The sequence below is a fragment of the Candidatus Chryseobacterium colombiense genome (genome assembly GCA_029203185.1).
Lineage (GTDB): Bacteria > Bacteroidota > Bacteroidia > Flavobacteriales > Weeksellaceae > Chryseobacterium > Chryseobacterium colombiense.
Genome location: CP119310.1, coordinates 3,021,706 through 3,036,837, shown reverse-complemented (window position 1 = coordinate 3,036,837; position 15,132 = coordinate 3,021,706). Strand labels below are relative to the sequence as shown.

Below are 15,132 nucleotides of genomic sequence, written 5' to 3'. Positions count from 1 at the left end.
CCGCTTTTATGACAGTTTCCATTCGACTTCCCTGATAATCTGATTAATCCGTTTCTTTTTCTTCTGATCCATCTTCATTAGAGCAGTACCCAATCTGCATCAAAAACAAAACAAAAACAAAAATATTTCAATGATTTCTAAAGATACTTCTCACCACACAAAACAATGGCTTACCTTCTCAAAACAGCTTTTGTTTAGTTTTCTATTGATACTCTTTGCCAGCAACAAGCTTTTTTCGCAAAGAGATACTGAGCACTGGTTTGCGCCGATGAGGCAAGCTTTTATAGAAAATACCAACCGACAGGCATTGTTTTTATCTACAGATTCTTTAACTCCATTTTCTGTCACCATTTATAACAATAACACAGCGATCGGAACAGTTACAATCAGTAAAGGCAATCCAAAATCGTTTGACATTTCCACGGACTATATGATTACAACATCACAGTCTGATGTATTCAGTGTAAAAACCAGAGGACTTTATGTAAAAGGAGAAAAGCCTTTTTTCTGCACCTTCAGGTTTTCAATCAAGAATCATGGGGAAATATTAACCTCCAAAGGAAAAGCAGGAATAGGCACTAAATTTTATGTTGCTTACGGACCTATTGGAGTCTCTGCATCAATGTATAATTTTACCTGTGGGGTATTGGCGACTGAAGATAATACGACGGTAACAGTTTCCGGGTATAATTCTTCAGTACAGTTTTCCAACGGAACTACTGGAACCACTAATCCTACCATCACCTTTACTTTGAATAAAGGACAATCTTACATTATTGATGGTTTTGGAGATAAAACGCCTAATCAGACCGGTTTTATTGGTACTAAAATCGAATCTAACAAGCCGATCACAGTTACCAATGGCAACTTTAACGGACAAGTAGTTAATTCAAATAACGGAGGAGATATTTTAATGGACCAATCGCTCCCGGTAGAGCGTTTAGGCAATGAATATGTCCTGGTAAAAGGAATGGCGCTCATCGGTCAAAATGTAGAAGGCGCTGTTGTAGTCGCCACAGAGGACAATACACAGGTCTATCTGAATGATGACACTAATCCCGCAGCAACATTGAACGAAGGAAAGTTCTATCGAATCCCCTCTACCGCATACATCAGCCAGAACTTCAGCGGTCATTATAATATGAGAGTCAGTACTACCAAAAAGGCTTATGTCTATCAACTAATGGCAGGAACTACGGTAATGAGTGATATTACATCAGGAGCCAATTATATTCCCCCACTCAACTGCTTTCTTCCCAAGAAAATAGATGAAATCGGAATGATTGATATATTGCCTTATTATACCGCTATCAATCCTACCGTAAAACTCAATATTATTACTGAAACCGGAGCTACGGTATCTGTCAATGGAACAATACTTTCAGGAACACAGGGACCATACCCCGTAACAGGAAATCCGAACTGGCAAACCTATTCTGTACCCAGCGTTACAGGAAATATCACGGTGCAATCTACCAAGGCTGTTACGGCTGGAATTGCAGCAGGTGATGCAGCAGTAGGCTACGGCGGATATTTCGCAGGGTTTTCTTCTATTCCTGTAATTGCTAAAAAGAACGGAAACTGTATTCCGGGAATGATATTGGAAGTAGACGACAGTTATGCTTCTTATCAATGGAATTTTAACGGAGACCCGATTCCGGGAGCTACTACAAATACCTATTCTCCAACCAAAGCAGGCCATTATACCGTAACTGTTTCTGTAGGAGGAAGCTGCCCTTCTGCCACGACTCCTGTGTTTGAGGTGGTAATGCCATCACTTCCTCCTTCTTTACTTTCCGATAAAGAAATTTGTATTGATGCTACAACAACATTAGATGCAGGACCCGGATATCAATCGTATGAATGGAATACGGGAGCAACAACACAATCTATTTCCAATGTCGGGCCGGGAGATTATTGGGTAAACTTAGGATATAACGGCTGTTTCAACAGGCAAGAGGTTTCTGTAAAAGTAGCTCCCAAACCGGTAATCAAAAGCATTGATCTCGAAAATAAGAAAGCTACCCTTACAGTAACCGGAGGAAAACCTCCCTATCTGTATTCTACGAATAATATCAGCTGGCAAAGCTCTAATGTATTTAATAATCTTCCGAACGGGCAGAATATATTTTATGTAAAAGATGCTAATAGTTGTGAACCTGTACAGGTGGAACTGACCGTCATCAATATCATCAATGCCATCACTCCGAACGGAGATAACATTAATGATACGATTTCTTATGCAGAGCTTAAATACAAGAAGGATCTGTCTTTCTCTGTGTATGACCGATACGGAAATAATGTTTTTCAAGGTACCGCTTTCAACAACTATACATGGGACGGGAGATTCAGCAATAAAAAAGTGCTTACAGGAACTTATTGGTACGAAATCTCATGGAAAGAACCCAATCTGCAAAACGCTGCTATTAAATACACCGGTTGGATTTTATTGAAAAACAGAGATTAATCTTCAGATACTATTTAATAATCGTAAACCGCCAACATAAGCTTATTAAACTGCTACAGTGGATTACTTAATTTATTTTTTATGAAAAGATTCTTATTTATATTTATACTATTACTATCTCTTCCTGTTCAGGCTCAAAGAGATACCGATCATTGGTTTGCCCCTATGGTTGGAAGCCTTACGAATGGAAATCCTAAACAAGCTTTATATTTATCTACAGATCATACCGCTCCTTTTTTGGTTACTATTTACAATAATAATATTCCAATAGGAACAGTAACTATCAGTAAAGGAAATCCACAAATCTTTGACGTCCCTTTTAACCTAATGCAGGGCCAGAATACTTCTGACGCCATGAGTGTAAAAACCAGAGGTCTGTATCTTCATGGTGATTTTCCTTTTTTTGCGACCTATCGATTTTCAGAAATTAATCATGGTGAAATACTGACATCTAAAGGAAAAGCTGGAATCGGAACACTTTTCTATGCAGTGTACGCTCCGTTGACGAACAACACCAATACGTTAAACTTTACCTGTGGTATTTTAGCAACAGAAGATAATACACAGGTTAAAGTTTCCGGATATGCTATGACTACCTGGTTCCTAAATAACTTCAATGGACTTACCCATCCTTCTATTACTATTACTTTAAATAAAGGCCAATCCTATGTATTTGCAGGATCAGCAACAAGACCCGGAAATAAAGACGGATTTATCGGTGCTAAAATAGAGGCAACCAAACCCGTATCTGTAACCAATGGGAACTATCATGGCCAGTTTGGGATGAGCCCTCCTTATAATGGTGAAGATATTATTATGGATCAGTCAGTTCCCGTTGAACGGTTGGGAAATGAATTTGTCCTTATTAAAGGCATGGGTAATATACTCCCTGAAATTGAGGGCGCTATCATCGTTGCTACCGAAAATAATACTCAAATCAGGCTAAATAACAACCCAACTCCGGTTGCCACGCTGAACGAAGGCCAGTATTACCGTGTAAGTGCCCAGAATTATATCGTAAACGGACCCTCTCATCTCAATATGTACATAAAAGCAAGTAAAAATGTCTATACTTACCAGCTTTTATCAGGTACCGCCGATAATGATGCCACAGAAGGGTTCAATTATATCCCACCATTGAACTGTCTTCTTCCTAAAACGATTGATGAAATCGGAAACATAAACGAGCTGCCTTACGCCACCACTTTTAATCCGCCTCTATTTGTAAAACTTAATATTCTTACCCAGACGGGCGCTACTGTAACGGTAAATAATATCCCGACAACAGCAGCACAAGGACCTTTTCCGGTAACAGGAACTACAGATTGGGTGTCTTATACAATTCCTAATATTGCAGGGAATGTTACTATAAATTCAACAAAAGCAGTAACCGCAGGAATTGCTGGAGGTAGCGGAAACTTGGGTTACGGAGGATATTTTGCCGGATTCAGCTCTATTCCTGCGATTAGCAAAACTACCGGAGAATGTGCTCCGGGAATCGTTTTACAGGTTGAAAGCGGTTTTAATCATTACCAATGGAACCTCAACGGAAATCCTATTCCCGGGGCTACTTCCAACACCTATTCTCCAACACAAGGGGGAAGCTATACGGTGTCTATTACTAAGGAGAATTGTGTCTATACAACCTATCCATATAAGGTATATTCTTGTCTGGTCAATACTGTAAAACCTTTAAACATCTGTAGTGCGGGAACTCCGGTTACCCTTACTCCTGCTTTTACAAGCTCTACACAAACTCCGGTTCCTGGTACAGTACAAATTATTACGCCGCCAGCAAATGGTACATTAACTGTAAATCCTACAACAGGAGTACTGACTTATACTGCCAATGCAGGAACAACAACAGACACCTTTACCTATAAATTCTGTGGAAATGATCCGAATTTTACTGATTGTGAACAGGTAAAAGTAAATATTACCGTAGTTCCACTCATTCTTACAGATACTACAGTAAACGCTTGTAATGTTGGAGGAAGTGGTATTTTCGATTTAACCACCGCCAATGTGGGAGCGCCTGCTTCTGCAACTAAAAAATATTATCGAACATTAGCTGATTTAAATACAAATACGAATGAAATTATCCCTGCGAATGCCTATCCATCAACAGTCCCGGCTAGTGTTTATATAAAAGTAACCACAGTAGACGGCTGTACTGCCAATGCCAAGATCACTCTTCAGTTTTATCCGAGAGTGAATGTACAGGAAGCGGTTTTAACCGAATGTTTCAATGAAAATGATCCTAGTACAGGAACGTTTAATCTGACGATCGCTGCTGTTACCACAACCAATCCTGCGACAAAAAAATACTATCCAACGCTTACTGATGCAACCAACGGAACCAATGAAATTACATCACCTACCAACTATATTTCAGCAAATTCCATTGTCTATGTAAAAGTTATTTCCAATGACGGATGTTTTGATTTTGCTAAAATAACCCTGAAGGTTATTCCTCCGAAGCCATCTGCAGTTTTGAAAGATCAGACAATATGTCCTGAAGCTAAAACGACATTAGACGCAGGTCCAGGATATACTTCGTATTTATGGAGTACAGGAGCAACAACACAGTCTGTTACTGTTCCGGTAGGAGATTATTGGGTACTGCTCTCTTCGGATGGCTGCAAAACTAAACAATTGGTGAAAGTTCATCCTTTTGAGCTTCCAAAAATCAAGAATGTTAATGTAAAAAACAATACTTCAACTGTGATTGCAGAAGGTGGAGTTCCTCCTTATCAATACTCCAAAGACGGACAAATATGGCAAGAATCTAATCTTTTTACCTATCTTCCCCGTGGTAAAAATAATTTTTATGTAAGAGATTCCAATCATTGCGCGCCGGTTCAGATTCAGGTAACGGTAGCAAATCTTGTCAATGCAATTACTCCCAACGGAGACGGTAGAAATGACACTCTGGATTATTCAGAACTTTCTTATCTGAAAGACCTGAAACTTTCAATATTCAACAGATACGGACAACTTCTTTATTCTTCAGATAGAAATAATAACTTCAAATGGGATGGCTCTATTAACGGTACTCCTGTAAGTAGTGGCACCTATTGGTATGAAATAAAGTGGACCGATCCAGACACTAATAAAATGGTTACTTACACCGACTGGATATTGGTAAAAAATAGAAATTAAATAAATTCATATAATTAAGATTTGGGATATATGTTGAGGGGAAATATTTTTGTTTTGAGCTGTCTTTTCAGACAGCTTTTTTATTTTAATTCAGTAATTGTAAAATATTTTTCTTTTCCAGAGTAAATTTTTGGTGAGCTTCATTTTCAACCGTAATGACTTTAGTCGCATCAAGCATCTTTTTTATTTCACACAGCATATCTTCATTCGCTTTCGACACATCAAGAGTATTAACCCTGATAATTCTTTCTCCCAAATTCAGTTCCGATAACTGAGGAATCTTCAATTTATTAACAATAATCAGATTGTCTTTATTTACGCCAAAAGAAATTCCGAAAGAACGATATTCGGGTTGATTACCATTCGGATTTAAGACGATTTTTTTATTGATAAAATCAAGAACTACCAAATAGTTTTCCATGAACCTGGTTCCCACTAAATTTACAGCGTCCAAACTACTATCTATGGTCTGATTTCCAACATTTACATTGCCAAACTGAACGTCCATCATATCAACCTGTCTTTCTCCTTTACTAATACTATTTAAAGATTGTGACAATAAGCCTTCAAAAGTCAGAAAATCACTATCTTTTATCTTATTATAAGATTGCTGATCAAGAGAAAAACTCGTTCCGGAACCGGTATCAAAGATATAATCCAGCAGCTGCCCTCTTATCTTAACTTCGATTTTCGGAACTCCGGTAAAGTTCTCCTCTGTAAAAGGGATATTTACTGAGCCTGAAGACAAATCAGCCTTTGTTCTATCAGATACGGTGAGTGTTTTATTTTTAAAATCAATCTGCCACACCTTATCTTTCATCATATTTGCTCCTAGAATCCCACTTATCTTTTTGCAGGCGCGAGAACTCATCCAGCTGATATCCGCAAACGAAAAGTTAACATTTTTGATGTTTAAATCCCCTACCTTTAGTGTATTGATTGTGAAAACATTCATTTTGGATTTCACATTATTGGCATCCACTGCTTCAAATATAATGTTGCTTTTTTGAGCATTAATTTTATCTTTCAACTCAGACGAAATGACCGTAAGAGCTCCAGTATCAAACAAAAAACAATGTTGATCGTTCTTTATCTTTACATTTAAAAAAATCTTTCCTTCTATTAATTCAAAGGGGATTACGGTTGCTTTGAAGAAAAACGGACAAAGCAATAATAAGACTACCAGAGTATTTATTTTCATATTTATGTTTTATTTTGTTTAGGGCTAAAAACAAATATAAGTACTCTATCTGTTTATTTCAAATAAAAAACCGTGTCAAAGCCATTAAACTTTAACACGGTTATAAAAATTAAATTATTTATTTCTTAAAAGGTAATCTTATACGTTCCCGTTGAAGAAACATTGGCTTTTTCAGCCTTTACATATTTTTTTACCCAGGTAACTGAAGTAGAAGAAACACAAGGGTCTGAAATTCCTCCTGATCTTCTCGCAGAAACCACATTTCCGGCTTTATCCACGGTATAAGCAATCGTAATAGATCCACTTGCTGTACAGCTGTGAGACGGCTGCGATCCACCTCTTCCCATAGTCCCGGGAATGTATCCTACCAATTTTCTGTCGATTCCTACTCTGCTGTCTCCATTTCCGTCACCACCTAAAGGGTCTCCTGCATTTCCGATTCCTTCTCCATCTCCCTGACTTCCTGCTTTTGTCCCTCTCCCCCTGATTAAATTACCGATAGCTGCCGTTCCTTTTCCATCGCCGTTTCCGGTTTTTGAATTCGCTGTAACTGCACCGGATTTTTTAGTGTTTTTAGAAGCACTCGTACTTGTTGCAGATTTTTTATTATCTGCTTTTGATTCTTCTTTTTTCGGAACCGTTACTTTAGAATTGTTTCCGGTGATAATTTTCTCTTTAGCCTCTGATTTTTTAGTTTCAGGTTGTGGCTCCGGCTTTATAATTGTTTTGGTTTCAGGAACTGACGTTTCTACAGGTTCCGGAGTAACTTCTTCCGTAGCAGCTGCTAAACTTCCCGGCTGATCTGCAGGCTCTTCCGCTCCATTCCCGTTTCTGTTATCTCCGAAATTCACCAGCATGGTTGTAATAACCTCCGGTTCAGTATCCAATTCGGGTTTTAATTTATATAAAAAAACAAACAGCAGTATTGCAGACCAGATAAGAACAGAAAGCAATGCGCTTTTTATTCGGTCTCTGTTTTCTTCCTGTTTATTTATAGCGTAGGTCTTCATCTTGAAATAATCTTTATTCTTGATTACTTATCCTTTACCGTTGCAATCGCAATATTAAACTTGTGCTTTTCCGCAATTTCCATCGCAAAAACCACATCTTTATGCATCGTATTTTCGTCTGCTCTTATTGTAAAAGATTTGTTCGTCTGATTCGTCAGCTTGTCAACAATGATTTGTTCCAGTTGATCTTTATTTACAGGACTATCGTCTACGAAATAAGAACCATCAGGTTTTATACTTACCGTTAAAGGATTAGGAATATTATCTTCTACCGCTCCCGTTTTTGGAAGTTTTACATCTATCGCACTCTGATTCGCTGCCGAAGAGGTGACCATAAAAAAGATCAGCATCAGCAAGATAACGTCTGTCATCGCTGCCAAACTGAACTCGGGGTTCGCTTTATTTCTTCTCTGAATTTTCATCTGCAAAGATTATAAAGGTTTATTGATAAGGTCTAAAAATTCACCCGACATATTCTGAGCCTTCAATACAAACTTATCGATTCTTGTCAATAATAAGTTATAGAAAAAGTTAGCCGGAATTGCCACCGCAAGACCAACCGCAGTTTGCCCCAAAGCCGTATAAATACCTTCAGAAAGTGTTTTCGGAGAGAAAGATCCTGTTGCATGAGAAAGGTTAAAGAACGCAATAATCATCCCGATTACCGTCCCCAAAAGTCCCAACATGGGAGCAATACTCGGAACTACCGCCAAAAGGTTCAGATTTTTTTCCATATTCGCAACCTCAATCTGAGCCTGAGATTCCATGGCACTCACAATATCAGAAACAGGACGTCCTAATCTTGAAATTCCCTTTTCTAAAATTCTTCCTTCCGGAGAATTTTGTCTTTTACAGTAGTCTGAAGCAGATTCTATTTTTCCTTCTTTAATGAAGTCTTCAATATTATCCATAAAATTGGAATCTGTTTTTGAAGTCAGCCTTTTAATAAAGAAAAAACGTTCAAAAAACAGATATACCGAAAACACACCAAGTGTTAACACGGTTACCATCACTATTTTAGCGAAAGCACCTCCATGAAACATGATCTTCCAAAATGAAAATTCTAAATCGTCTGAGTTCACTGCCGGTGTAGCAATTTGTGCAAATAAAATCTGAGTAAGTTCCGTTAACAGCATTAATATGTAGTTTTATAATGGTTTTAAACGACAAAAATAATAGAATATTATTAATTGATGTCTTAAAAAATGCTTAAAAACAACTTAAATTTAAGTTGCTTCTTACAAACAGCAAAATTCTTTCCAAAAAGTATTGAAAAGAATTTTTAGTATAAAAAATATTAAGATTGAGAGATATTAATCCTCGTCTACCTCAATATCGTCCTGTTTAAATTCGCATTTAAGCCTGAAAGGTATCGGAGTATCTGAACCCGTGTAAAAATCATCAATCGTTCCTTTCCAGATCACCTGAAGTTCTCCTTCTTCATTTTTTTCAAACAGAAGCTCATTATCATAAATAAAAGCTTCTTCATCATCAAAAAGATCTACTTCTGTGTAGCTGTCTTCATCAGAATCATTAATTTGAATCGTTTTCCCTTCTATTTCTGCAGATTCGATAGGGAAATCGAAGACCTCAAGCGAAAGTTGCGGAAAATTGTATTGCAGAGAATCATCATCAACGTGATCCAAACTGTCATCCGTAATAACTTCAACCTCTAAAAAATGTTGCTGGTTGCTATAGACCGCTTTGCAATAAGTATTTCTGATATTGTATTTTAGCGTTTCGTCCGGATGGTAAATTTTTAAAATCCCTTTCATTATTTCTTAAAAAAAGAACTGTAATAGTATGATTGTTAAACGTTTTCAGCAAAGATAAAAAATAGATTGAATGTGAAAAATATTTTGAAAAATATTTTTGCAAAATCCTCTATCAAAACACCCTTTTTTGTTATTATTAATTACTTTTGTTCTTCAAAGATTCTGAAAATGAAAAACATTATATTAAAAAGCATTGTCGGTTTGGGATTACTCATGGGTGTGGCATCTTGTAAGAAGTCAGATTCGCCATTAACAAAGGTAACTCCCAGTAATTTAGATTCTATCGCATCAAACTATTATGAACAATACCTGAAACTTTATCCTCTTGAAGCGACTTCTCAGGGTGACCTCAGATACAATGACCAGTTGCCGATCAATATCGATAAAGATTTTATTTCCGGTGAAATTGCCTTCTATAATTCCGTGCAAAAGCAATTGGAAAATGTGGATTATAAGAATCTTTCCGATGAAGATAAAGTTGTGTACGATGTGCTTGACTTCATGCTGAAAGACAGAATCGAAGGATATGCCTATCATCCAGAATACATTCCGTTTACTCAATTTGGAGGTCTACCTTTAAGTTTTCCTCTATATGGAAGCGGACAGGGAAGTCAGCCTTTCAAAACAGAAAAAGATTACAGCGACTGGCTGAAAAGAATGGAAAAATTTCCTGATTGGATGAATGCAGCAACAGAAAACTTCAGAGAAGGAATCAATAATAAAATTGTATTGCCTAAAAAACTGGTTGTTAAAATGATTCCTCAAATGAAAGCGGAAGAGATCATTACAACAGATTTAGATAAAAATATTTTTTACGGACCCGTTAAAAACTTCCCGAAAAACTTTACTAAAGAGCAGAAGGATAAATTTTCCGTGCTTTACAAGGAAACTATTTTAACGAAAATCATTCCCGCATACACCAAAATGGGTGATTTCTTAGAAAAAGAATACCTTCCTAAAGCAAGAGAAACCGATGGATACAATAGCCTTCCGAACGGAAAAGAAATTTATCAATACTATGTAAAAAGCTGGACAACCACCAATAAATCTCCTGAAGAGATCAACAAAATAGGCCTTCAGCAAGTGGCTATGCTTCGTGCCGAAATGGAAAAAGTAAAGCAACAGGTTGGCTTTACCGGAACGTTGGAAGAGTTCATCAATTTCGTAAAAACAGATCCAAAAGCGATGCCTTACAAGACTTCCAAAGAAGTTTTAGGTGCCTTCAATGGAATTTTAAAGAAAATTACTCCGAAGCTGAAAACCATGTTTTCTGTAACTCCAAAAACCGGATTTGAAATCAGACAGACCGAGAAATTCAGAGAAGCCAGTGCGAGTGCAGAATACATTCAGGGAACTCCGGATGGAAAAAGACCTGGTATTTTTTATGTTCCGCTTCCTGATCCTTCGAAATTCAACGTTACTTCAGGAATGGAATCATTGTTCTTACATGAAGCAATTCCGGGACACCATTATCAGGTTTCTTTACAGCAGGAAAACACCAAACTTCCTAAATTCATGAGATTCGGATGGTTTGGAGCATATGGAGAAGGATGGGCGCATTATTGTGAAACTTTAGGCCCTGAATTCGGATTGTACACAGATCCTTATCAAAAGATGGGATATCTAAGCGACCAGATGTTAAGAGCAGTAAGATTGGTTGTAGATACAGGATTACATACCGGAAAAATGACCAGAGAAGAAGCTATTAAATATTTCCTAAGTAATATTTCTTATGATGAAGCAGGAGCAACAGCCGAAGTAGAACGATATATGGCGATGCCTGGACAAGCTTTAGGATATAAAATCGGTTCTTTGAGAATTCGCGAGCTTAGAGAGAAATATCAGAAAGAATTAGGCCCGAAATTTAACTTGGCAAGCTTCCATGACGAAGTTTTAAGTCAGGGATGCCTTCCTTTGGATGTACTGAACAGAAAAATGGAACTTTGGGCAAAAAAGCAAAAGTAATTCTTCATTAAAAATATTAAAGTCACAAATTAATTTTTGTGGCTTTTTTGTTTAAATTTATACTTTAAACCTAGCAATGATAAAAACGATATCTTTCTTTCTGGGTTTTGTTTTAGGATTATTTGCTCTGGGTTGTAATATGGATAAAAAGGTTGAAGAGCATTTTGAGAAATTTAGTATTGACAAAAACCTTCCTCAAAATGATACAATTAAACTCCTTTCAAAATACCCTGAAATAAAATTATTCAGTAATGAAAAAATAAAGAGTAAAACCAGAACGGCCTATATTTTTCAGCATGCAGGAATTCTCCCAAAGGATAATTATAAATGCAGTGTGGCTTTGAAAAATGACACATTGGAAATTTTACTAAACAATAACAACGGCTATTTTGGAAATGGTGTTTTTATAAAAGTTTTTGAAAATTTTTTTTAATTGATGACATAGATCCCAAAACTTTGCACGGTGAAATAAAATTTATAAAAACAAAGCCTCTTCATCAGAAATTAGTACTAAACAAAAGCAATTTTAAGAAAAATGACAGTATTTATGGGTTTATAGATTATAAAACCAAAGTAGATTCATTTAATAAAACATTCAGAGGATATTTTAAAGCTTTAATTCAATAGAAAAATGATAACAGAAGGACTACAGTCACTTTACACAAGAGATTTAAATAAATTAAAACTGGAAATTGAGTCTTATCAGCATGAAGCATCAATTTGGAAAACAGATAAAAGCATTTCAAATTCTGCGGGAAACCTATGTCTGCATTTGATAGGAAATCTTAATCATTTCATCGGAGCTCAACTGGGAAATTCAGGTTATATCAGAAAGCGTGAACTTGAATTTTCATTAAAGGACATTCCAAGAGCTGAACTTATTGAAAAAATCGAAAGAACATTGGAAGTTGTAACTTCAACATTCGGTACGTTGTCTCGTGAAGATCTTGAAAAAGATTTTCCTCTTGAAGCTTTGGGATATAAAATGACCACGGAGTATTTCCTGATTCATTTATTCGGGCATTTGAGCTATCATTTGGGACAGATTAATTACCATAGAAGATTACTGGATGTGGAATAGTTTAAATACCGAATAGACCACCCCGTCAAAAATTCTTTGAATTTTCGCCACCCCTCCAAAGGAGGGGAATATTGTGGCGACAACTTATTTTTCTTTTTTCTCAAACATCATTTTCGTAATAAAATCCTTCTCTCCTTTTCCTCTTGCCGGAGAATATTCTCTTCCGTAAAAAATGATCTGAAGATGTAATTTATTCCAAACTTCTTCTTTCCAGAGACTTTTAGCGTCTTTTTCCGTTTCTACGACGTTTTTCCCGGAAGTAAGCTTCCATTGCGTCATGAGCCTGTGAATGTGTGTATCGACCGGAAAAGCAGGAAATCCGAAGCCTTGGCTCATTACTACAGAAGCGGTTTTATGACCAACTCCCGGAAGTGCTTCCAATTCCTCGTAAGTTTGAGGTACTACTCCATCGTGCCTTTCCAACAGGAGCTCTGCCATTCTTTTTAGATTTTTGGCTTTTGTATTGGCCAGTCCGATTTCTTTGATCAGTTCTTTGATTTGAAATACCTCCAGTTTTGCCATTCTTTGAGGTGTTCCCGCCACCGCAAAAAGGTAGGGAGTTACCTGATTCACTTTTTTATCTGTAGTCTGAGCAGACAATGCTACAGCAACCATCAAAGTATAAGGATCGGTATGATCCAGCGGAATGGGAACTTCGGGATATAGTTTTTCTAATTCGGTCTGAACAAGTTCGGCTCTTTGCTTTTTTGTCATTTAACTATTAAATTTGAACAAAATTAAATCATTATGCTGAAAGTTGGAGACAAACTACCACAATTTGAAGGAACAAATCAAGACGGAGAAACGATACAATCGGAAAAACTGATCGGAAAAAAACTTGTTATTTTCTTTTATCCAAAAGCAATGACACCCGGCTGTACGGCAGAAGCCTGCAATCTCAATGAAAATTATGAATATTTAAAAAAGCAAAGTTTTCAAGTTTTGGGTATTTCTGCAGATTCTGTAGTGAAGCAAAAGAAATTTCATGAAAAGTACAATTTCGAGTATGATTTAATTGCCGATGAAAACCGCGACATAATAGAAAAATTCGGAGTCTGGCAACTCAAAAAATTTATGGGAAGAGAATTTATGGGAATTGTTCGCACAACTTTTATTTTTGATGAAAATGGAATCTGCACCGAGGTTATTGAAAAAGTAAAAACTAAAGAACATGCTTCGCAGATTTTGAAAGAATAGTCTTTATATCATTCTGACGAAGGAAGAATCTATAAATACAAACTTAGATTCTTCCTTCGTCAGAATGACAAATTAATGACATAATTATTCTGTTTCGTAATATCTCAACTCTTCATTTTCCCCGGGAAGGATTATATGTTTCTGGAATTTTAACCCCAATTTCTCGATTAGTTTCTGGGAAGAAAAATTGTCTTTTGAAGTAATTGCTGAGAGCTTTTTTAGTCCAAAATCATCCATTCCGATAGATTTTACTTTTGAAGCTGCTTCATAAGCGTAACCCTTTCCTTCAAATTCATCTAATAAAGAAAAACCTATATCTACTACATCCAGGCCTTCTCTTTCGAAAATCCCTACTCCGCCAATTTTATGGTTTCCTTCCTTTGTGACCATTAAATAATTTCCATAGCCTAATCTCTCAAGCTGCGGAAGAAATCTTTCTTTAATATAGTTTTCAGCATCATCAATCGTTTTTATATGGCGATCTCCAATGAACTGAATAAATTTCGGCCTGTTATAAAGATCAAAAATAAATTCAGCATCATCCAAAGACATTGGACGAATAATCAGCCTTTCTGTTTCGTAGAAGCTATCTGCGTTTGGAAGAATTTGTTTTTTTAGGCTCATCTTTCGGGGGTTCTTTTTTCTCTATTTTTAAAAGCCTTGGGTTATTGGTACATTTCTTATTATACAGTTCTATATAGGTTCCGTCATCTTTTATATTGCCAACTTCACCCGTAGCTTTAGTCACCGTAATATTAAAATGTTTTTTCTGGTAAGGACATTCTTTTGAAGTAAGTTTTCCAACTTCAAGATAATAGTTTTTACTGTCTTCCGCATAATTTCCAGCCAAGTCATTAAACTCTTCATCTACAAAATATCCTTCATCTGTAAGCATGATTGCCGCTTCCTCTACATTGTCTATTTTCCCTATAAATTTTCTGAGTGCAGAAATATCAGTTATATAATCTATCTTTCCTCCTGAAGAGTAAACGATATAAAAAAATCCATTTTCGTCAGGAAATAAATTAAACCCTGAAGATTGTGGTGTATAATCTTTTTTTGTTCCTACTGTTCTTACTTCCTGGTTTTTACCATAATTATTATGAACCAAAATCCAGAAATCTGTTTTCTGATTAGGAATAATACTCTGTAAAATATTAGAATAGCCTGTAAAATGTTTTTTCTCCTGAGAATAAATACTTATTCCCAAAAACAGCAAAGAAAATATTCCGATTTTTAAAATTGCTTTTATCATAGCTAAAGTAACTGACACA

Annotated in this window: 14 protein-coding genes; 6 read left to right on the top strand and 8 right to left on the bottom strand. The window is 36.4% G+C overall.

The window, feature by feature from the left end:
• The first annotated feature begins 130 nt into the window (after nt 1-130).
• Nucleotides 131-2,467: a T9SS type B sorting domain-containing protein gene (locus tag P0Y62_13685; GenBank protein WEK68893.1), complete on the top strand. Its 2,337-nt coding sequence runs from the start codon at nt 131-133 to the stop codon at nt 2,465-2,467.
• Between the two features lie 81 nt (nt 2,468-2,548).
• Nucleotides 2,549-5,629 carry a T9SS type B sorting domain-containing protein gene (locus P0Y62_13680; protein WEK68892.1) on the top strand — a complete coding sequence of 1,027 codons (3,081 nt, stop codon included), beginning with the start codon at nt 2,549-2,551 and terminating at the stop codon, nt 5,627-5,629.
• A gap of 85 nt (nt 5,630-5,714) precedes the next feature.
• On the opposite strand, the gene P0Y62_13675 is transcribed toward P0Y62_13680, so the two are convergent.
• The 5 genes from P0Y62_13675 to P0Y62_13655 form a co-directional block, all read right to left on the bottom strand.
• Nucleotides 5,715-6,830: an aspartyl protease family protein gene (locus tag P0Y62_13675; GenBank protein ID WEK68891.1), complete on the bottom strand. Its 1,116-nt coding sequence runs from the start codon at nt 6,828-6,830 to the stop codon at nt 5,715-5,717.
• Between the two features lie 125 nt (nt 6,831-6,955).
• Complete coding sequence (locus tag P0Y62_13670; protein WEK68890.1) at nt 6,956-7,840, bottom strand: ferric siderophore ABC transporter substrate-binding protein; 885 nt, start codon at nt 7,838-7,840, stop codon at nt 6,956-6,958.
• Nucleotides 7,841-7,863: 23 nt separating this feature from the next.
• A complete protein-coding gene (locus P0Y62_13665; GenBank protein WEK68889.1) occupies nt 7,864-8,262 on the bottom strand; it encodes a biopolymer transporter ExbD in 399 nt (132 codons plus the stop codon).
• Nucleotides 8,263-8,271: 9 nt separating this feature from the next.
• Nucleotides 8,272-8,976, bottom strand: coding sequence for a MotA/TolQ/ExbB proton channel family protein (locus tag P0Y62_13660; GenBank protein ID WEK68888.1), 705 nt, complete (start codon nt 8,974-8,976; stop codon nt 8,272-8,274).
• 177 nt (nt 8,977-9,153) lie between these two features.
• Complete coding sequence (locus P0Y62_13655) at nt 9,154-9,615, bottom strand: hypothetical protein (GenBank protein WEK68887.1); 462 nt, start codon at nt 9,613-9,615, stop codon at nt 9,154-9,156.
• A gap of 168 nt (nt 9,616-9,783) precedes the next feature.
• On the opposite strand from P0Y62_13655, the gene P0Y62_13650 reads away from it, so the two are divergent.
• The 3 genes from P0Y62_13650 to P0Y62_13640 all read left to right on the top strand — a co-directional run bounded on the left by P0Y62_13650 (nt 9,784) and on the right by P0Y62_13640 (nt 12,661).
• The gene (locus P0Y62_13650; protein WEK68886.1) at nt 9,784-11,580 is read left to right on the top strand and encodes a DUF885 domain-containing protein; all 1,797 of its coding nucleotides are present in this window, start codon (nt 9,784-9,786) and stop codon (nt 11,578-11,580) included.
• 76 nt (nt 11,581-11,656) lie between these two features.
• The gene (locus P0Y62_13645) at nt 11,657-12,013 is read left to right on the top strand and encodes a hypothetical protein (protein WEK68885.1); all 357 of its coding nucleotides are present in this window, start codon (nt 11,657-11,659) and stop codon (nt 12,011-12,013) included.
• A gap of 198 nt (nt 12,014-12,211) precedes the next feature.
• Entirely contained in the window at nt 12,212-12,661 is a 450-nt protein-coding gene (locus tag P0Y62_13640) for a DinB family protein (GenBank protein WEK68884.1), read from the top strand.
• Nucleotides 12,662-12,745: 84 nt separating this feature from the next.
• Here P0Y62_13640 and P0Y62_13635 read toward each other — a convergent pair whose 3' ends face one another.
• Nucleotides 12,746-13,375, bottom strand: a complete 630-nt coding sequence (locus tag P0Y62_13635) for an endonuclease III (GenBank protein ID WEK68883.1) — start codon at nt 13,373-13,375, stop codon at nt 12,746-12,748.
• 33 nt (nt 13,376-13,408) lie between these two features.
• Here P0Y62_13635 and bcp point away from each other — a divergent pair, with 33 nt between their 5' ends.
• Nucleotides 13,409-13,858 carry a thioredoxin-dependent thiol peroxidase gene (bcp, locus tag P0Y62_13630; GenBank protein ID WEK68882.1) on the top strand — a complete coding sequence of 150 codons (450 nt, stop codon included), beginning with the start codon at nt 13,409-13,411 and terminating at the stop codon, nt 13,856-13,858.
• Nucleotides 13,859-13,942: 84 nt separating this feature from the next.
• Here the strand turns inward: bcp and P0Y62_13625 are convergent, their stop codons facing one another.
• Both P0Y62_13625 and P0Y62_13620 read right to left on the bottom strand, forming a co-directional pair.
• Nucleotides 13,943-14,482 (bottom strand): GNAT family N-acetyltransferase, encoded by a 540-nt coding sequence (locus P0Y62_13625; protein ID WEK68881.1) that lies wholly within the window; start codon nt 14,480-14,482, stop codon nt 13,943-13,945.
• On the bottom strand, nt 14,445-15,131 hold the full coding sequence (locus P0Y62_13620) for a hypothetical protein (protein WEK68880.1): 687 nt from the start codon (nt 15,129-15,131) through the stop codon (nt 14,445-14,447). Before P0Y62_13620 ends, P0Y62_13625 begins: the two co-directional genes overlap by 38 nt.
• Between the last annotated feature and the right edge of the window lies 1 nt (nt 15,132).